13 protein-coding genes are annotated in these 18,440 nt (G+C 60.1%); 7 read left to right on the top strand and 6 right to left on the bottom strand.

Annotated elements, in window-relative coordinates; all coding sequences use genetic code 11:
* Window positions 1-8: 8 nt before the first annotated feature.
* On the bottom strand, window positions 9-3,311 hold the full coding sequence (locus tag FFI94_RS29585) for a protein kinase domain-containing protein (protein WP_138870973.1): 3,303 nt from the start codon (window positions 3,309-3,311) through the stop codon (window positions 9-11).
* A gap of 143 nt (window positions 3,312-3,454) precedes the next feature.
* The gene (locus FFI94_RS29580; protein ID WP_138870972.1) at window positions 3,455-4,078 is read right to left on the bottom strand and encodes a LysE family translocator; all 624 of its coding nucleotides are present in this window, start codon (window positions 4,076-4,078) and stop codon (window positions 3,455-3,457) included.
* Between the two features lie 102 nt (window positions 4,079-4,180).
* On the opposite strand from FFI94_RS29580, the gene FFI94_RS29575 reads away from it, so the two are divergent.
* Together FFI94_RS29575 and FFI94_RS29570 are read left to right on the top strand one after the other, a co-directional pair.
* Window positions 4,181-5,101 carry a LysR family transcriptional regulator gene (locus FFI94_RS29575; protein ID WP_138870971.1) on the top strand — a complete coding sequence of 307 codons (921 nt, stop codon included), beginning with the start codon at window positions 4,181-4,183 and terminating at the stop codon, window positions 5,099-5,101.
* Window positions 5,102-5,187: 86 nt separating this feature from the next.
* Entirely contained in the window at window positions 5,188-6,726 is a 1,539-nt protein-coding gene (locus tag FFI94_RS29570) for a CdaR family transcriptional regulator (RefSeq protein ID WP_138870970.1), read from the top strand.
* Here the strand turns inward: FFI94_RS29570 and FFI94_RS29565 are convergent.
* Entirely contained in the window at window positions 6,667-7,770 is a 1,104-nt protein-coding gene (locus FFI94_RS29565) for a transporter substrate-binding protein (protein ID WP_260684418.1), read from the bottom strand. The genes FFI94_RS29570 and FFI94_RS29565 overlap by 60 nt on opposite strands.
* A gap of 335 nt (window positions 7,771-8,105) precedes the next feature.
* Here FFI94_RS29565 and FFI94_RS29560 point away from each other — a divergent pair, with 335 nt between their 5' ends.
* The 5 genes from FFI94_RS29560 (at window position 8,106) to FFI94_RS29540 (ending at window position 15,626) form a co-directional block, all read left to right on the top strand.
* Window positions 8,106-10,157, top strand: a complete 2,052-nt coding sequence (locus FFI94_RS29560; protein ID WP_138870969.1) for a hydantoinase/oxoprolinase family protein — start codon at window positions 8,106-8,108, stop codon at window positions 10,155-10,157.
* Between the two features lie 43 nt (window positions 10,158-10,200).
* A complete protein-coding gene (locus FFI94_RS29555) occupies window positions 10,201-12,213 on the top strand; it encodes a hydantoinase B/oxoprolinase family protein (RefSeq protein WP_138870968.1) in 2,013 nt (670 codons plus the stop codon).
* 122 nt (window positions 12,214-12,335) lie between these two features.
* Window positions 12,336-13,958: a cytosine permease gene (locus FFI94_RS29550; protein ID WP_138870967.1), complete on the top strand. Its 1,623-nt coding sequence runs from the start codon at window positions 12,336-12,338 to the stop codon at window positions 13,956-13,958.
* Between the two features lie 184 nt (window positions 13,959-14,142).
* Window positions 14,143-14,412, top strand: a complete 270-nt coding sequence (locus FFI94_RS29545; protein WP_138870966.1) for a Rho termination factor N-terminal domain-containing protein — start codon at window positions 14,143-14,145, stop codon at window positions 14,410-14,412.
* 56 nt (window positions 14,413-14,468) lie between these two features.
* A complete protein-coding gene (locus FFI94_RS29540) occupies window positions 14,469-15,626 on the top strand; it encodes a glutamate--cysteine ligase (protein WP_138870965.1) in 1,158 nt (385 codons plus the stop codon).
* Between the two features lie 2 nt (window positions 15,627-15,628).
* Here FFI94_RS29540 and FFI94_RS29535 read toward each other — a convergent pair whose 3' ends face one another.
* Genes FFI94_RS29535 through FFI94_RS29525 form a run of 3 tightly spaced genes read right to left on the bottom strand, consistent with a single transcriptional unit; the run spans window position 15,629 to window position 18,339 of the window.
* Window positions 15,629-16,240, bottom strand: a complete 612-nt coding sequence (locus FFI94_RS29535) for a DUF4304 domain-containing protein (RefSeq protein ID WP_138870964.1) — start codon at window positions 16,238-16,240, stop codon at window positions 15,629-15,631.
* 53 nt (window positions 16,241-16,293) lie between these two features.
* The gene (locus FFI94_RS29530; RefSeq protein ID WP_260684416.1) at window positions 16,294-17,358 is read right to left on the bottom strand and encodes a helix-turn-helix domain-containing protein; all 1,065 of its coding nucleotides are present in this window, start codon (window positions 17,356-17,358) and stop codon (window positions 16,294-16,296) included.
* A 9-nt stretch (window positions 17,359-17,367) separates the two neighbouring features.
* Window positions 17,368-18,339, bottom strand: coding sequence for an alpha/beta hydrolase (locus FFI94_RS29525; protein WP_138870963.1), 972 nt, complete (start codon window positions 18,337-18,339; stop codon window positions 17,368-17,370).
* Between the last annotated feature and the right edge of the window lie 101 nt (window positions 18,340-18,440).

Genomic DNA, 18,440 nt, shown 5'->3' with positions numbered 1-18,440 from the left:
GACGCCACCTATCGAGCTTCTGTCCGATCACCTTTCGATTCGGCAAACCACGCGGCAACCTGTGTGCGCGAGGTGAATCCGAGCTTTACCAGAAGATGTTCGACGTGACCCTGAGCGGTGCGTGGTGAGATCACCAGACGGGCCGCGATCTCCTTGTTGGTGAGGCCGTCGGCTACCAGAGCGGCGACTTCGAGTTCGCGTTTTGTCGGCTTCGTCGACGGCCCGGTAGTGGAGCTTCGCGGGCTGGTGCGCTCGTCGCCTAGCGCGTAGTCGACGGCGTCGTGGAACCGGAGGGCTGCGCCCCTCTCGTGGATCTCGTTAAAAGTACTCTCACCCAACGAGAGTCGCGCCTGGCGCTCACATTTGTCTTGGAACATGGCCATACTTGGTACGACAACGGACGCACCGCCCACGGACCGGCTCGCTTCCTCGGCGGCGCCCATCAACATAGCAGCGCGTCGAGGACTCTTGTTGTCGACCGCAAGCCAGGAAAGACCTTGCAGACACATGGCAGCGTTCAGCCGATCATTTATCTTGCGCCCCAATCGCAATGCCTGTTTCAGGAGTCGAGACGCCCGATCGTGATCCCCGCTCTTCCAGGCCGTGACGGCCAGCGTCCACAGCACGTACGATCGATACACCGTTTCACCGTGCTCCACGGTAATGGCAAGCACGCGTTCGTTGTAGTCGGCCGCCTGCTCTGTGTCATTGAGCAGTTCGAGTACCGCACCGAGGGTCAGCATCGCAGTTACCTGGAAGTGGAGGTTCTTCTGTTCGGCAAACAACTGAGCAGCTTTTTCGAAGTGAACACACGACCCGGCAAGGTCCTCGTTGAACAGGGCGAGATAGCCCTCAGCGTGGTGGATATACGCCTGAACCTGGGGATCCGACGATTGACTCGCGAGGTTCCTACCCTCCTCGACAAGGGTTGCGGCCGTCGCTAGATCTCCCTGCAGAGCGGCCAAAGTGGTTCCCGTGTGAATTGCTCTGGCGCGCTCGACTGTTGGTGGACCGACGCGGTAGTCGCGGAAGCGAACGAGCCACTGGCGACCTTCGGTGATTGCACCTCGGGACAGCCAGTACGAAAACAGGGCCGCAGTGATCCGAGTACCGATTTCCGGGCTGTCGGACAAACAGAACTCCAAAGCCTCCCGCAGATTTGGCTTCTCCCGCGTGATAGTGGTGATCAACTCGATCTGCCGAGGACTGATCCACTCGGTATCCGCAGCGATCGCCAAAGATTCACACCAATCACGATGTCGGCGACGAAGTTCCGTGTACTCGTGCTCTCCAGCCTCCTGTGCCTTCTGCTGCCCGTAGTCGCGGAGTGTTTCCACCATCCGGAAACGCACGGTATCGCCGGATACTTCACGGATCAGGATTGACTTGTCGGCGAGGAAGGTCACAGCGTCGAGCACTTCGGTTGGGGTCATACCTTGGCCGCAAATCTTTTCCGCGGCATTGAGTTCGAAGCCGCCGGAGAACACCGACAGTCGTGCCCACATTGCTTGTTCGACCGGCGTACACAAGTCGTAACTCCAATCGACGCACATCCGCAGTGTCTGTTGCCTCGACGGGGCGTCCCGGCTCCCGCTGGTCAACAAGGCGTACCGCTCGTTGAGTCGCAGCAGGATTTGTGCGGGCGACATCGCTCGTAACCGCGCTGCCGCCAACTCGATCGGCAACGGGAGCCCGTCGAGTTTCCGGCAGATCGATGCGATGGCTTCCTTGTTGTCCTCAGTGAGTTCGAAGCCCGGGATAACTGCGGTTCCGCGATCGACGAACAGGCGAACTGCGTCGTTACTCGGTGTGCCTTTCGGTAGGTTGTCAGGATCCGGGACAGGTAGCGGGGGGACAAGGAGAACCGACTCTCCTCCGATTCCGAGCGGCTCGCGGCTGGTAGCCAGAATTCTCACGTCCGGGCAACCGCGCAACAGGAATTCGGATAGCTGCGCTGCTGCGGCAACGACCTGTTCGCAATTGTCGAGCACCAGCAGCAGTTCTCGTTGAGCGAGGAACTCGGCAACCATCTCCTGCACCGGTTTCGCGGACCGGTCTTGTATTCCCAGGGTGCGTGCCACAACTGCAGGGAGCAGCGATGCTTCCTGCAACTCCGCCAATTCCACGAGTTGAACGCCGTCGGCAAAACTGTGTTGAACCTTGGCCGCGATCCGAAGGGCGAGACGTGTCTTTCCCACGCCACCGATCCCGGTCAATGTCACCAGCCGCGCCGTCGTCAGTAAGTTTTTGGCAGTGGCAAGTTCGGTGCGTCGGTCGACAAAACTGGTCAGGTCGAGGGGAAGCGCGCCGGTCCGATCCGTTGTCGGAGGAAGGCTCGTGTTGCGGTACTCGTTTTCGTCAGTGCTTTGCACCGCGAGCGTGGCCTGTGGAACAGACTGCGCGCGTGTAGGTTCGGAGTACAGCGACATTTCGTCGACGGGCAGGCCATGGCGACGTTGAGATTCGCGGAGCAGTTGTCCCAGTTCCTGCGCCGACGGGCGGGTGCGCGGGTTGCCGGACATTGCCCTTTCGATGATGCCGCTGACGTCGTCCGGGATTCCGAACTCGCGTGGGTTCGGAACAGGCTCCGAGGTAACCCGTAGGAACTGAGCAACCAGGCGTTCACCACTTCGACGTTCGAAAGCAGCATGGCCGGTCAGTGTGGCGAACAACGTCGAGCCGAGACCGTAGACATCCGCTGCGGCACTCGCCGGCTCGCCGGCCACAACTTCCGGCGCAATGAACGCCGGCGAACCCGTCACAATACCTGTGCCAGTTTCGAATCCACCGGCAAAGTGAGCGATGCCGAAGTCCGACAGTGCCGGCTCGCCGTAGTCGGTGAGCAGGACGTTCCCCGGCTTCACATCTCGATGGAGGATGCCGAGCCGGTGCGCAGATTCCAAGGCGCCTGCGATCTTCACGCCGAGGCGAAGTGCCTCACTGAGAGGGAGCGGCCCACGATGTCGGATCCGGGTTTCGAGGGAATCCTGGGCGTAGTACGGCATGACGATGAACGGCCGTCCACTGTCGGTGACGCTGGTTTGAAAGACGTTGACGATGTTGGGGTGTCCGGTCAGTCGCCCCGCTGCCTTCTGCTCGCGAAAGAACCGTGCGCGGTTCTCCTCGTCGAGGTCGGCAGTGAGTACCTTGAGCGCCACGATGCGGTCGAGCAAAGGCTGCGCGCAGCGGTAGACGACCCCAAAACCGCCACGGCCGATCTCGGTAGCATCCGCGAACCCGGACGCGGCCAATTCCGCCGCGACTGAACCAGCGGCGTCGAACTGCGTCGCGAAGGGGTCGATTTCGGTCATCGACTACATCGATCTACCTGTACACGTCGTGTGGAGAATCCGACGAAACTCACCTATAGATGATGAACCCTCGAGGCCACCGTTCGCCACCCCAAACGGACATTTTGTGGAGTTTTATGTGCGTGAATTGCCACGGCGAATGGTCACGTTGCGGCAATCTTGACGGCGAAGGCACTCAGCACTGTGCCCGTGAAGATGCGCTGCGCGGCCATGACCTGCGGATGGTGACGGAGGTATTCGGAGACCGATGACGCGGCGAGCACAATCGTTCCGTTGATTGCCACAGCAACGGTGATCTGAACCAGTCCCAGCTGAAGGAATTGACCCAGCACAGGTCCGTTGTCCGGGTGGACGAACTGAGGAACGAGGGCCGCGTACATCAGCGCGATCTTGGGATTCAAGATGTTTGTCACCAATCCCATGGCGAACAATCTGACAGGCGAATGAGCGTCGAGCTCTCTTGCCTCGAACGGAGAGCGTCCGCCTGGCCGCAGCATGTTCCACGCGAGATATGCCAGGTACAGGGCGCCGATGAGTTTGACGGTCGTGTACGCAGCCGGCACCGCCACGAAGAGTGCGGACAGGCCTGCGGCGGACGCTCCCAGGTAGAAGACAAATCCCAGTGCGACGCCGCCCAGCGAGACCAATCCCGCGCGTCGCCCTTGTGAGATAGAGCGCGATGCGAGGTAGACCATGTTCGGGCCCGGGGTCAGCGCCATCCCCAGCGCGACGAGTCCGATCCCGACCACTGACGACATAGGCAGCATGTTCTCTCCTCTGTTTTGGATCGCGAACTTCGACTAGTTTCCGGTGTCGGCACTGTCCACGTCCATCGCATATTCGAGAACAAATTCGTGAAGAATTACTTCATGGATGAATTGGCGACGCTCCGAGCACTCCAATCGGTCAAGGACCATGGGACCGTCACGGCTGCAGCTGCAGTGCTGCGATTGAGTCCGTCCGCTGTCAGCCAGCAGCTCAAGCGACTCGAAAAGGCGACGGGTCGGTCCTTGCTGACGCCGACAGGGCGACGAGTGACTCTGACGCCCGAAGCCCATGCGCTCCTCGACGAGGCAGGCCCGGTGTTGACTCGATTGGAAGCAATTCTCGGTGTGTCATCCGGCCGCACGACAGAAGTTGTCGGCCAGGTGCGGGTGGCTGCATTTACGACCGCCATTCGGCACGGTGCGCTGACGGCGATAGCCGAAGTATTGGACCAGCATGATCAGCTCACGTGTTCACTCGCGGAGATGGACCCCGGCGAGGCGTACCACGCGCTGTCGGCCGGGATGGTGGATATTGCGGTCACACATCACTGGCAAGGGCAACGGGCACCGGTGAACCCGGCAATCACCGTGACCCCGATTGTCGACGATATTGCCGACGTAATCTGCCACCGAGATCATCCGCTCGCCAAGTCGCCTGGGCTCGAAGACCTCGCGACCTACAGTTGGGTGTCTACCGGCGCGGGCACGATCTGCCACTCATGGCTCACCCGGATGTTCGCGGTGGATGGTCACCGGCCACGGATCACCACGGAAATCTCCGACTTCGCGCTGCATGTCCCGTTCGTGGCCGCGGGCCTCGGACTCGCACTCGTGCCCCGGCTGGGGCGTCCCGAACTGCCTGGCGAAGTCCGCGTTCTCGAACTCGATGATCCGCCGGCCCGCAATATCGGCATCGCAGTGCGTACCCATCAGGTCAGCGACAACGCGATATCTGTCGTCGGGGCTGCATTACGATCGCACCTTCAAAATCAGGTGCCTGTGTCGAAGGACACACGGTCATAGTGGCCCAGGTTCTCCCCAGCGGTCGAGAAAACCGATGTGTGGCTTCATAATCGGGCACATGACCTCGACGCTGGGAAGGGGGTACGTTGGCCACGGTAGGCGATCTTGTCGATCGTGTGGGCCTTCGCTCCCTCACGCCCGGAGCTGTCGAGAAAGCGCGAGACCACTCGGTCAGCACCTTCTATGAGATTGACTCGGCGTCGGGCACAGACTTCGGGTTGGGCGCTGTGGTGTACGTCCCCGCGGGGACGTGGCCCTCGCTGTCGGCGCCGGAATCGATTCCCGCCCAGCTGCGGTCGGGAGGAGGCGTTGGTGTGGTCGTCGACAACGACGACTTCGATCTTCCTCCGGAATTCGTGACTGAATGTGTGCGTCAATCGATGCCGGTGTTTCTCTTGCCCAAAGACATGCATTTCGTTCAACTGAGAGAAACGCTCGCGCCACAACCTGCTGTTGTACCGAATCAGGATTCGAACTCAGAGGCCGTGCAGGCACTCATCGACGAATTCGTCGGAAAGAGTGAGGTTGCCGTATGGGTCGCGATGCAGGGGTGTGTCATCACTGGATCGATCGTGCCTGGAGTGGACTTCCCGATCAAGATCCTCTCCCGCAATCCGACTTCGCTCGAGGGGATGCCGAGTGACGCAGCGGGAATTCACCTTCAGCTCCCCCGATCCGGTCATGCTGTGGTCCTGGCGAATCCGAACCGCGCGCAGTGGGACGTACGTCGTGTGGCCATGCTTGCCGGACAGGTCGACGCCCGCCTACATGCATTGGAGGTCACAAGGGTGGCGCGGGCGCAGTCCGAGAATGCGCTGATCCGCGAACTGGTTCAGGCGAACGTGGCATCTGCTGCACTCGATCCGTGGGCACGATCTCTTGGACTTGAACCGGGAATCCGGATCCGCGCTGTTTCTGTAATAGCGTCGGAATCCATGCCAGATCGGATCGATGCCGTAGTTGCCGGGCTTCAGGATCTTGCACTGCATAGCGGTGGAGCTTCTGTGTCCGGATCATACGAAGGCAACGCCTACGCGCTTGTCACGATGAGTAGCAGTGTCGAATCCGTTGATGGTAGTGAAGGTTTCGACCGCCAGCTCGACGTACTGGCGGCATTGTTCGTCGAGCGGCACGATTGCCCGCTGTTTATCGGTACCAGCTCGTGTGTCCTCCGAAGCAGCGATGACCTGGTTCGAGGCCTGATCAGCGCTCGACAGATGGCGGATCGTCACGCTCGCTCGTCGAAACCGGAGAGTCCTTCAGTCCCGCTTCCGGCACCTGTGGCCGCGACTCTGCTTGCCACCGATCCGCGGTTGGCGAGCGTACTCGACCGAACTCTTCTGAAGCCTGTAGTCGACTACGACGAGCGCAAAGGATCGCAGTATTTGGCAACGCTCAGAACATTTCTCGCGTTGGACGGGCAGTGGAGTGCTACGGCGGCAGAATTGGGAATCCACATCAACACACTTCGCTACCGACTGAACCGAATTGAACGCCTGACGGGGCGCGGCGTGCATTCCACTGCTGATCGCGCAGATTTCTATATCGCTCTGGCGCTACGGGAGTCATCTCGACGCGCGGAGTGGGAGGCTTCCCGACCACCAGGGTTCGGGGAGCCTGGGTGAGAATTCCTCGATGACGTCGTAGTCACCACCGGACGCCCGACCGACGTACGACGGGTGCGCACTGTAGTGATTGCTGCGGAAGTGGAACGGCATTCCCTCGGGATTCCCGTCGAATCGTATGCAGAGCAGTGCGTCGGAAAGGTCGGCAGGATCGAGTGATGCCGTTTGCTCGGCCGCCAGGCTCAGTGCATGAACAGCATTGTAGGCACCCACTTGTGCAGCATGTGTGCGGTGTTGGCCGCGCACCTCGATCAGGGATTGCCGGTACGACGCGTTGACGTCGTTGTCTATTCGGGCGAAGTACGTGCCTGCCATGAAATGGCCGTTGCTGATTTCGGCCGGCATGTGGCCGAGGTCGATTGCGGTGGTGGCGGTGGCTGCTATGGGTAGGGAAGCAGACGAGAAACCGGCTTGGTGGAACTGAGCGTAGAAAGCGGTGGTTGAGTCGCGTCCGACCAGGTTGCAGATGATCACGGTGGGGCGTTTGCGCTTGATGTCGTCGAGGACTGCTGCGAAGGACGTTTCACCCAGCGGCGCATACCAATTGCCCACGGTCTCGATGTTCCAGCGTTCGCCGAGTCGTCGAATCGCCTCGCCGAGAACTCTAGGGTAGATGTAGTCCGAACCGACGACGTAGACGCGGCGTCCGAGAGCGCCGGAAATCCAGCCGAGGTAGTCCTCGAGGTATTGGTTTGGTGCTGCGCCGCAATAGAAGACGCGCGGATCGGTTTCCTCACCCTCGAAGTAGGTGGGGTACATCAGCAACGATCGGTTGTCTTCGATTGCCGGGCGCATCGCGACCCGACTGGCCGAGGTGTACCCGCCGACAATCACGTCGACCGACTCTTCACGACACAGATGGTTGATGCCACGTGCCGTCATTGCAACTTCCGAACAATCGTCGAACACAGCGAATGTCAGTTCCTCTCCGAGGATCCCGCCGCTCGCGTTGACTTCGTGAACCGCAGCCAGGGCGCCGTCGAGGATGGACTTCTCCATCTCTGCCTGCGCCCCGCTGAGTGAGTACAGCATTCCGATTTTCACTGGTCCGCTCCTTCTCGCGTGCAGTGCCACGGCGGTGGCGGTCGATCCCACTCTACGGTCTGTTCCCGCCCCTCACCCGGTGGAGTCGCACCGTGCTCAGGGCGGGAGGGGTGCGCGTTGCGATTTGATGACCGGACGTTTCATAGGAATGTCGGACACCTGGACGTAACGTGAATCGCTTTGGCATTCAAGCAGGTAGACGCGTTTTCGATGAATTTGACCTGTATCAATCTCCAGTACATGTGTTCCTTCACCTAGGTGATGGGCCAATTGTCGGTTTCAGCGGCAGGGAGTTGTGTTGTCGGCGGACAGTGACAAATCCCGAGGAGGGCAACATGACCGAAGCCATCAGCAGGCCCGCGAAGATTCGCACTGCGGTCGATATCGGTGGAACCTTCACCGATGTGTTCGTCCAGCACGAGGATGGGCAGATCACCACTGCGAAGTACCCGACCCAGGCCGACCCGATCGAAGGCGTGCTTGCCGGAATGAGGCAGGCAGGAGTGAACTGGGAGGACGTCGAGTTCTTCTCGCACGGAACGACGATTGCGACCAATGCGCTCATTACCCGTAAGTTCCCCAAGATTGCACTCGTGACCACAGAGGGTTTTCGCGACGTCATCGAGATTCGCCGCGGTGATCGTGAAAGTTGGGATCCGTACAAGGAAGTCGCTGAGCCCTTTGTTCCCCGCAGGCATCGATTGACGGTGCGCGAGCGTATCGGTTACGACGGTACAGTTCTGGAACCTCTCGACGAAGATCAGGCGCGGGACGTCGCGCGAATCCTCGAGCGACGTGGCATCGAAACCGTGGCCGTGTGCTTCGTAAACTCCTTCACCAATCCCGATCACGAAAACCGTATGGCGGAGATACTCGCCGAGGAGTTACCGGGTGTTGCGATCACGACCTCGAGCGATGTTCTCCCCGAGATCTTCGAGTACGAGCGGTTTTCGACCACCGTGGCGAATGCGGCGTTGGTTCCGATCATCGGGCCGTACGCACGAACGCTGGAGGGGCGCCTCGAAGAGAACGGGTACAAGAACGACGTCCTGCTCCTGCACTCCGGCGGCGGTGTGATGACGCCCAAGATGGCGGAGAAGTACGGAGCGCGACTGGCAGCATCCGGCATTGCTGCGGGCGCCATCGCCAGCCGGCATATTGCGCGAATGTGTGGGTACGAGAATTCGATCGGCTTCGATATGGGTGGCACGTCCACCGACGTTTCGCTGACGGATAACGGGGTGCTCGGAACGACGAACATGTGGAGTGTCGAGTTCGGTTACCCGATCTGTTTCCCCAGCATCGAAGTCCTCACAATCGGCGCCGGTGGAGGTTCGATCGCCTGGTTGGACGGCGCCGGCTCGCTCCGCAACGGGCCGCAGTCGGCAGGTTCGGAGCCCGGTCCCGCATGTTACGGCGCCGCAGGCGATTTCGCGACCAACACGGACGCCAATCTGGTCCTGGGTACAGTCGGTAAGAAGCTGGCCGGCGGAGTCAAGGAACTCGACGAGTCGCTGGCACGTAACGCGATCGAGAAGGTCGCTGCGCCACTCGGCCTGGATGTGGATACGGCCGCGCAGTCGATCATCAAGGTGGCCAACGCCAACATGGCCGATGCTGTCCGTCTCATCTCGATTCGTAAGGGGCATGACCCGCGAGATTTTGCATTGGTCGGATTCGGTGGGGCCGGGCCGCTGCACGCGGCGTACCTCGCCAAGGATCTTGGTATCCCCACGGTGATCATCCCGCCGCACCCGGGAGTGACGTCGGCGATGGGCTGCATGCTCGTGGACATCCAGCACGATCTCACCAAGATGTACTTGGCTGATGCAGCGGAAGCTGATCTGAAGCACTTGGCGAAGTCGTTCCGGGAGCTGGAGGTGCAGGGACGTGAGCGCCTGACTGCTGAGCACGTCGATGCAGAGGACATGATTTTCGAGTACTACCTCGATATGCGGTATCTGGGACAGTGGCGTGCCATCGCAGTTCCGGTGAGCGTTCCGCTACAGAGTCTCGACGAGGTAGTCGCGACGTTCCACGCCACGCATCTCAAGGAGCACAACTTCGCCGCCGAGGACGGCGGTGTGGAAATTTATCGAATCCTGGTGCGCGCCATAGGCCTTACTCCGCGGGCCGATGTCAAGCCTGCCGAGCCCGTTGATCCCGCCGATTTCACGCCGGTGCCGACGGAACTGCGTCACGTTCTGTTTCCTGACGAAGTGGATCGACTCGAAACCCCGGTCTACGACCGTGCCGACCTTCCCGCCGGCGCGATTCTGTCTGGTCCGTGCATTGTCGACCAGTTGGATTCGACCACCGTCGTTCCGCCGCGGACAACAGCCCGTGTCGACGTCTGGGGAAACCTCATCCTCGAATACTCCGCATGATCTGCTATCGGCCGCAATCGAATTCATACGAAGGGCAATAGAAATGACTACATCGCTGGATCCGGTAACCTTCGAAGTTCTCAAGAACGCCTTCATCAATACCGTCGACCAAATGGCGGAGCAGATCCTGCGGACCTGCTATTCCTTTGTCATCTACTCGCGTGACTTCTCGTCGGCAATCTGCGATACCGAGGGCAACACCGTCATGCAGGGGACGGGTGACATCGCGGCGCACGTCGGCACGCTCCACTACACCGCAAAGGCCGTGATCCGTCAGTTCGAAGGGGACATTCATCCCGGAGATGTCTTTGTCATCAACGATGTCTACGAGGGTGGAAGTCACTTCAACGACACACGCATCATCAGGCCCATTTACTACCAGGGCGAACTACTCGGCTATGCGCAGGCCAACGGTCACTGGGCCGACGTGGGCGGCGCGACCCCAGGTTCGTTCAACGTCAACGCTCTCGACCATATGGGCGAGGGATTGCGTATTCCGCCGACGAGGTTGTGGAGCAAGGACCACTTCCTCGAGGATGTTGCCTACCTCATCGCCAAGAACACGCGAAACCCACGCGACATCATCGGGGATATGCAGGCGCAGGCGGAGGCCACTCGGGTAGCCGAGCGCGAAATCCAGCGCCTATGTGACAAATACGGCGTCGAGACTATCAAGACGGCTATGGCTGAGGTTCAGGACTATGTCGAGGATCTGACGCGCGCCAAGATTGCCGCTCTGCCTGATGGCGTCTGGTACACCGAGGACTATATCGATCAGGACCCGGGGTTGGGAGAGGGCCTCATCCCGGTCACGATGAAGATGACCATCAAGGGCGACACGGTTCACTACGACCTGAGTGACTCACATGCTTCCATTTCGTCGATGCTCAATGCCGGATTCGGTGGTTCGTTCGCCGGGATCGTTGCGGGCACAAAGATGCAATTCCCGGACATCCCACTGAATTCCGGGTTCTATCGGGTGGTGACAGCGGACCTCGGCCCGCTCGGCTCGGTGGTCAACGCGGACTGGCCGTCGCCGTGCGCGGGCTTCTGTTCCGGACCGTTCGAGAAGATCATGAGTTCGGTGTTCGAGATCTGGTCGGACATTCAGCCGGAACGCGCAATGGCCTGCACGTTCAACCTCGAGTATCTGCTCGTGGGCGGACGGGACGGGAGAGAGAACGGCAACCCCAATTTCATGTGGTACGACTGGATGATGGGTGGATGGGGCGCCCGAAACGGCGCAGACGGATACAACGCGTCGGCTGCGGTATTCGGAGTCCAGTACGGTACACAGCCTTTCGAGGGACAAGAGCGGCTTGCGCCGGTACTCACCACCTGTCACGATCTGCTTCCCGATTCCGGTGGACCGGGAAAGTACCGAGGTGGGCTCGGTGCTGAGAAGGGCGGCCGCTTGTGGGCAAGTAACAACACCGTGATGTCCTACTGCTGCGACCGCGAGCGGTCCGTCACATGGGGGCTGTGGGGCGGACTGCCGTCCATTCCACACGGAGTGTGGCTCAACAAGAGCACCGAGAACGAGAGATATCTCGGCTCGATCTTCGCCGCGATTCCCATCAAGTCAGGCGACGAGTTCACCCGTCCCTCGGCCGGCGGTGGTGGGCTGGGCGATCCACTGCAACGTGAGGTCGATGCCGTACTGGAAGACGTGATCGACGGTTACGTGAGTATCGAACGTGCCGAGAAGGATTACGGCGTGGTGATCAAGGAGATAGATCCCGAGGTCTTCGAGTACGAGATCGACTTGGATGCAACGGAAAAGGCTCGTGCTTACATCCGCGGCAATCGGCACGCCTGGATGGAACGCGATGCACACGAGGTGTCGTCGGAGTATCAGTCCGGTCTGATCAACGAGATGGACTGCGTCCGCCAGTACGGGGTGATCCTCGACTGGGGTAGCGGTGAAGTGCTCGAGAACACCACCGATCAGTTCCGTTCGATGCTGCGCCGCCGCACGATCGTCCACTGGACCGATGATCCAGCCGTCGAGTACGTCAAGGGAACGCTGTCGGTTTCCGAGGTCGCGGCACTCTGAACCACCCGCTCAATTCTGCTCGGGTGCCCCGACGAGGTGCGGGGCACCCGAGTGCGGTTCGTCAAACCACCAGTAACCAGATGGCAACGGCGCCAAGGGAACGTCATCGAAAAGGATTCGCCATGTCAATTTCATCGGGCTTGAGTGCAAACGAGGTGCCGGCGCTCGTAGTGTCGTCACAGGATGATCCGAATGTATTGGAACGCGCTGCTGCAGAGGATTATTCACTTCATATTGTTCCGCTTTCGTGGCGAAGTAGCCGGCTGTCGGTGTCGATGGCCTGGTTCGGACTCATGAGCGCGATGTTCTGGGTCGTGGTCGGCAGTACGGTTACACTTGCCGTAGGCACGATCGACACGCTGATCGGGATCGCGCTTTCCGCAGTGAGCTACGGCGCGATCAACTCAGTGGTGTCGCGATATGCCGCAAAGACGGGGACAAGCGTCTCGCTGTTCTCCCGCGCGCTGTTCGGGCGAGCCGGCTCCGCTTTCGCGGCTGCGCTTTTCGGCGTCACTATCACGTATTACGTTGTGGCAGAGGGCGCTATCGTCGCGAGTGCGCTTCACGCGTATCTGCCCGCTCTTCCGATTGCTCTGTGCGCCCTGATCGTCGTCGTGTATCAGGCGCCGTTGGCGATGCGTGGTGTGAGTACATGGCTGGACAAGATCAACGGTGTGCTGCTTCCGCTGTATCTCATCGGGCTCGTCGGCTCGGTCGTCTGGGCAATCGTTCGATACGGCTACAGCAACGACTGGCTCACCTACGAACCGGAGGGCGCTGCAGATCTGGGTGTCCCGGGGTGGTGGTTTGCGTACACGGTGTACATGGGTGTGTGGGTTGTCACCATGATGGCATGGGACTTCGCACGCTTCGGACGCCCTGAAGATGCGAAGTTCAACGGACGAGTCACTTTTGGAACCCCCTTTTACGTCATGACGCTTCTCGTGAACGCTGTCGTCGGCATCTTCCTCGCTCACACGATCGAGATCGAAGGAGCGCTGAGCGAGGAGTCGGCGATCCTCGGAATCGTCTCGTTGATGGGATTCTGGGGACTGTTGTGGGTGGTCGTCAGCCAGACTCGGGTGAACTCGGGGAACTTCTACCTGGCGTCGACGAATGTGCAGAACTTTTTCGCGCGAGCATTCAATCTCACTCTGCCGCGGGTTTTCTGGCTCGGTGTCGTCGCTGTGGTCGTGTACGTGATGATGCTGACGAACGTCCTGACATGGATCCTCCAGGCCTTGAGCTACCAAGGCGTCATCATCGTCAGCTGGGTGGCAATTGCACTCACTCACATTCTTGTCGCCTCCCGCGGAATATTTCCTCACGTTCCGCCTGCCGAGTTCCGCCCGGGTCGCGTTCCCTCGATTAATCCGGCAGGGGTGTTCGCATGGGGAGCATCATCTTTGGTGGGCATCATGATGGTCGCCTTCAGAGGAGCGTCGGGTGCAGTGTGGGCGCCACCGGTGAGCTGTGTCTTGGCCGCGGGGCTCTACGGGATCGCGCTCCGGTACTCGAAGCCGAGTTGGTTCACGCTTGATCGTCCGTTCGATCCGCGTGACGAGGTAGCCGATCCGTGGGAGTCGCGCGTGCAGTGTCATCGATGTGGCGACTCGTACATCGCCTACGAGATGGATCGTGATCCGTCTGCCGGGCATCAGGCGATCTGTTTGGCCTGTGCGTCGAATGCACCGAGCTTCCTGCGTGCTGCGGAGTTGGAAGCGGCCGCGCACCGACCGGTATGACGCCGTTCGGTGGGTTTGTCTGAGGAGGTGGTTAGTGTTCAGTTCTTGCCCACCGCACCCGTTTCGGTGCGGTGGGCAGGTCGTTTTCGGCGGTTTGGCGGAACCGCTTACCGGGTAGGTCCGAAGTGATACAGCGATCCACCCGTGCATCGGCATGTCTCCAGCAGAAGAAAGGACGGACCAGATGGCTCGTAGGGACTCACAACCGCAACTCAAAGACCAGGACCTCTACGAGAAATTGCGCGAGAAAGGAGATTCCAAGGAGAAGGCGGCGCGGATCTCCAACGCCGCAGCTAGTCGTGGTCGTTCGAATGTCGCCAAAACTGGCGGTCGGTCCGCTTCGTATGAGGAGTGGTCCGTAGACGAATTAAAAAGGCGAGCAAAGGAACTGGATCTACATGGGTACTCGAAGTTGAAGAAAAGCGAGCTTATCGACGAACTTCGCAACCACTGAATTCTGCTCTTTCCGTTGAAGACCCGTGGTTTGTGAGTGCCGAAGTCGAGGAATCCATGGCAAAAACGACCGGTCCGCCTCAATCAGTCGTCAAAGACATTCCCACACTCGGTGTGGAGGAGGAATTCCTTCTGTGCGACCCAGTGACCAAACAGCCCAGATTCCGCAATACCGAAGTTGCGGCCGCGGGCAGGGATCTTGGTGTCGATCTGCAATTGGAGCTCACTCGCTGTCAGGTGGAGACCGCCACGACGGTCGGGCACCATGTCCGTGATCTTCGGGACCAACTGTGGGAGCTTCGCGTTGCCGCCGCCGACGCAGCCGCACGCGCGGGATGTCAGCTACTGGCGGTGGGGACACCGTTCTACGATCCACCGCCGCACGAGACTACTCACACCTCGAGATATCAACGCATGGCCGGTGAATTCGGTGCTCTCACGGCAGGAGTGATGTGCGGCTGCCATGTGCATGTCGGTGTGGAGGGGCGCAAACAGGCCGTTCGGATCATCAATCATCTGCGTCCATGGTTGCCGACTTTGTTGTCCCTGACTGCGAACTCTCCGATCAGTGCCGGCGTCGATACCGGTTATGCCAGTTGGCGTTACATCCAGTACGGGCGATGGCCGAGCTGCGGGCCACCGCCGTATTTCGAGTCGTTGAATCACTACGACACCGCCATTGAAACGATGCTCGAAGCAGGTGTCATCCTGGACCCTCACATGGTCTATTGGGATGTTCGGGTATCGGATCATTTGCCTACCGTGGAGATTCGGATCAGTGATGTTCCAGCCACAGTCGGCGAGACGATCACATATGCCACGCTGGTTCATGCTCTTGTTGTCACCGTGATGAGAGAGATCGCTGCGGGTTGCCCTGCCCCGATCATCGACCAAGAGGTACTACGCGCAGCGTGCTGGCGGGCGGCCCGCGACGGGGTTGCGGGCCGAGCACTGGACATGGATCCTGTGCGCCTGGTGCCCACTCGTCAGCTGGTTCGGCGACTACTCGACTACGTCACACCGATGCTGGCAGAGTTCGGTGAACTCGAGCGGGTTACTGCCTCACTGGAGACAGTATTCGACGAGGGTAATGGGGCGATGGTGCAACGCCGCACTCTGACGCGGTCCGGTATCACCGACGTGATCGACGAATGCGCTCGCCGCACAGCAGGCGGGTGCGATCGACAGACGGACACTGCGCTGTCGTCCTCGTAACATCAATCGGCTCCGACTGTGAAGTCGTAAGGGTCGGAGGCTTGCCGGAACAACTCGTCGAGACGCTGCCAGCGGGGCTCTGCACCGAACTGTGAGCGCGCCCGTCGGTATTGTTCGTGAGCCTCGGCTATGTTGTCTGCGGCCAACCGATAGCGAAACACGTCAAAATCTATATCCGACTCGGCAAATCGAGCGATATCGTCCGGCCCGTGGAGCTGGCCCATTACCGTTAATGCGCTCGTGAGCGCGGAGCGCAACAGGCCAGCTGTTTCGGGGATGTCGGTCTCCGCATCGACGGTCACGTGTGGTCCGATACCGGACGCGATGTTCTCGATTCGGCGTCGGTACTGGCAGTCCACTTCGGCAGGGCGCTGGTGCTCGGGCTTGCCGGTGATTCGATCGAAGTCCGGAGAGTAGACGCCGCAATTGATGTAGAACCGAATTGATTCGTAGCTGTTTCCCGCCGACCGTTGCAGGTTGACGACGTCGATCATGCGGTCTCGCTCACGCCGGAAGGTCAGCTTCTGCTTCCGGAACCCGTTCTCCTTGAGAAGTGGAACCACGCTCTCTTTGATGAGTGTGGCAAATGACTGCTCGGCCGTTGGCTGCTCCATTCGAATATGGTCGCAGATGGCACTGTCATCGATAGTTCCGGCCTTTGGTGTACCTACATGGCGTCGAGCACCATCATCATGGCCGTTGCGCGCGCGCGATTTTCGATCGTGTCGACGTGAAATCCGATGTGCTGGGAGAGCTTTGCCAATCGGTGGGCGACGCTACTGTGGTGGAGGTGCAGGCAGTCGGCCGTGGCTCTCAACGTGCCGGATCGTAGGTAAACTCTCAGCGTCTCCAGTAGTTCGATGCCGTCTCTGGTTTCGCGAAATTCTCTGACACGAACCAAATCCGGAATTCGCGTGTGATCGATCCTCTTTCCCGGTATCAGGAGATTGAGTGCGCCGAGATCGTCTGCGTTCACGAAGGGTGTGGTGGTCGATGCTTGACTGCGAGCGAATCGAGCAGTGTCGATGAGTGTGTGTATTTCGGAAGCGGCGGCAGCCAAGGACATTCCGGCACGGACAGGCATCGCTCTTGCGGTATCAGAGAATTCTGCCGGCCAGATGAATGCCCCGGTCACGAGATTCAGGTACTCGCCGTCCGCTTCGATTCCGGTAGCTCTTCCCGGTATCCAATCCTTCGAGAACTGCAGGTGCGCAGTCTCATTAATGGTGGATACGACGACGCGCACTGAAGCGGAGGGGTCGAGACCGAGGCCCGCGCAGGATGTCAGGACCGCTAGCTCGTCCATCGGGAAGAGCAGATTGTGAGTGTGTTCGGATTCGGTCAGTAAACGTCGCGGCCGCAAGATGATCGCTGCCGTCAAAGCCATCCGGTCGACGAGCATCTCGTCGAGTGGCAAGTCGCTACCCGGACGCTCGATCCAGACTGTGCCGAGGACTTCGTCGTCGACAGCGATGTCCCTGACGATGCTTGGGGCAAGCTGCGGTTCGGGTGACCATCGACCCCGAGGATCGCATCGGCGCAGATTCTTGTGGCTTCGACTACTGTCGGCGATCTCGATACCGACAACACAATCCGCCAATTGGGCGCTCGCGCGAAGTAAAGATGCTGTGTCGGCGCCGTGTCGCACGAGGGTGTCGAAGTAGTCGATGACACGTACCAGGCCTGCCGAGTCTGTATCGAGCTCGGCAAGCCGGTACATCAGTCCTTGCATGTAGCAAAGCTACGAGACTGGTGACAACGTGCGCAACCCTCGCTGTAGTGCGGTGAGTGCTTCGGCGGCACCTCGTTTGCTAACCTCTGCGGTCGCGACAAGTGACGACCCGTGAAAGGTGCCGGGGAAGGAATGCAGCTCGACACTGACACCCGCTTGGAGTAGGCGAACGGCGTACTCGATTCCTTCGTCGCGAAGCGGGTCGAGTTCCATGGTGCACACGTAGGCCGGGGGCAAGTTGCTGAGATCGGTTGCGCGAGCCGGGGCGGCGTAAATCGAGACGTTCGGATCTTCGGGCCCTGAATACGACTCGCCGAGATAGAACTGCCACGACAGAATCGCGTTGGGTCGGTGCCAATTCGGAGTGTCGACGAAGTCCGTCATCGATGTCGAGGTCAGGCGGTCGTCCAGTGCCGGGACCTCGAGAAACTGGAACGCGACGGGGACGATGCCCTCATCTCGGGCTTTCAGCACTGTTCCGGCGGCAAGACCACCGCCCGCACTCTGACCGCCGACAGCAATGCGACTGGGATCGATACCCAGTTCCTCGGCATGGGCGTGTACGTACGTGAGTGCGGCATAGCAGTCGTTGAGGGGGCCGGGAAAGGGAGTCTCGGGGGCCAGGCGGTACTCCACGTTGGCGACGGCGAATCCAAGTTCGCGCGCTACCTGGATACAGAAAGGATCACAACCTTCTGCTGTGCCGACGCCGAATCCGCCGCCGTGCATCCACAACAGAACTGGGATCGGACCGGTTGTGTTGTCCGGGGTGAAGAAACGTATCGTGACCTCCGGATCGCCGTCGAGGCCAGGGGCGGATAGTTCGCGAAGCGTGACGCCGTCGTATGACAGGCCGGCCAACGTGGCGCCGATCAGTGCGTCGTAGGTGGCTCTTGTGCCGGGGAGGTCCGTAAAATCGACCTTCGGGAGCATCGTGAGTGCCACAGCGAGTTCGGGGTCGAGGGTGGGGAATGTCGTCATGTCTTCATCATCAGGTGGGGTTTGGCCGGCGTCACCAGTCGTTTGTAGGAAATTGGGGAGTCTCCATCCGACGCCCGTCGGATCTTCCTAGGATGACGCTG

The sequence above is a fragment of the Rhodococcus sp. KBS0724 genome (assembly GCF_005938745.2).
Taxonomy (GTDB): Bacteria; Actinomycetota; Actinomycetes; order Mycobacteriales; family Mycobacteriaceae; genus Rhodococcus_F.
The sequence above is the reverse complement of the archived record's forward strand: the minus strand, read 5'-3'. Positions and strand labels throughout refer to the sequence as shown.

Bases quoted from the DNA above. Each gene is read 5' to 3' on its own strand.
- FFI94_RS29540 (WP_138870965.1), top strand. From the start codon at position 14,469: ATGGCAAAAACGACCGGTCCGCCTCAATCAGTCGTCAAAGACATTCCC.
- FFI94_RS29550 (WP_138870967.1), top strand. From the start codon at position 12,336: ATGTCAATTTCATCGGGCTTGAGTGCAAACGAGGTGCCGGCGCTCGTA.
- FFI94_RS29560 (WP_138870969.1), top strand. From the start codon at position 8,106: ATGACCGAAGCCATCAGCAGGCCCGCGAAGATTCGCACTGCGGTCGAT.
- FFI94_RS29535 (WP_138870964.1), bottom strand. From the start codon at position 16,240: ATGGAGCAGCCAACGGCCGAGCAGTCATTTGCCACACTCATCAAAGAG.
- FFI94_RS29525 (WP_138870963.1), bottom strand. From the start codon at position 18,339: ATGACGACATTCCCCACCCTCGACCCCGAACTCGCTGTGGCACTCACG.
- FFI94_RS29530 (WP_260684416.1), bottom strand. From the start codon at position 17,358: ATGCAAGGACTGATGTACCGGCTTGCCGAGCTCGATACAGACTCGGCA.
- FFI94_RS29555 (WP_138870968.1), top strand. From the start codon at position 10,201: ATGACTACATCGCTGGATCCGGTAACCTTCGAAGTTCTCAAGAACGCC.
- FFI94_RS29585 (WP_138870973.1), bottom strand. From the start codon at position 3,311: ATGACCGAAATCGACCCCTTCGCGACGCAGTTCGACGCCGCTGGTTCA.
- FFI94_RS29580 (WP_138870972.1), bottom strand. From the start codon at position 4,078: ATGCTGCCTATGTCGTCAGTGGTCGGGATCGGACTCGTCGCGCTGGGG.
- FFI94_RS29545 (WP_138870966.1), top strand. From the start codon at position 14,143: ATGGCTCGTAGGGACTCACAACCGCAACTCAAAGACCAGGACCTCTAC.
- FFI94_RS29575 (WP_138870971.1), top strand. From the start codon at position 4,181: ATGGATGAATTGGCGACGCTCCGAGCACTCCAATCGGTCAAGGACCAT.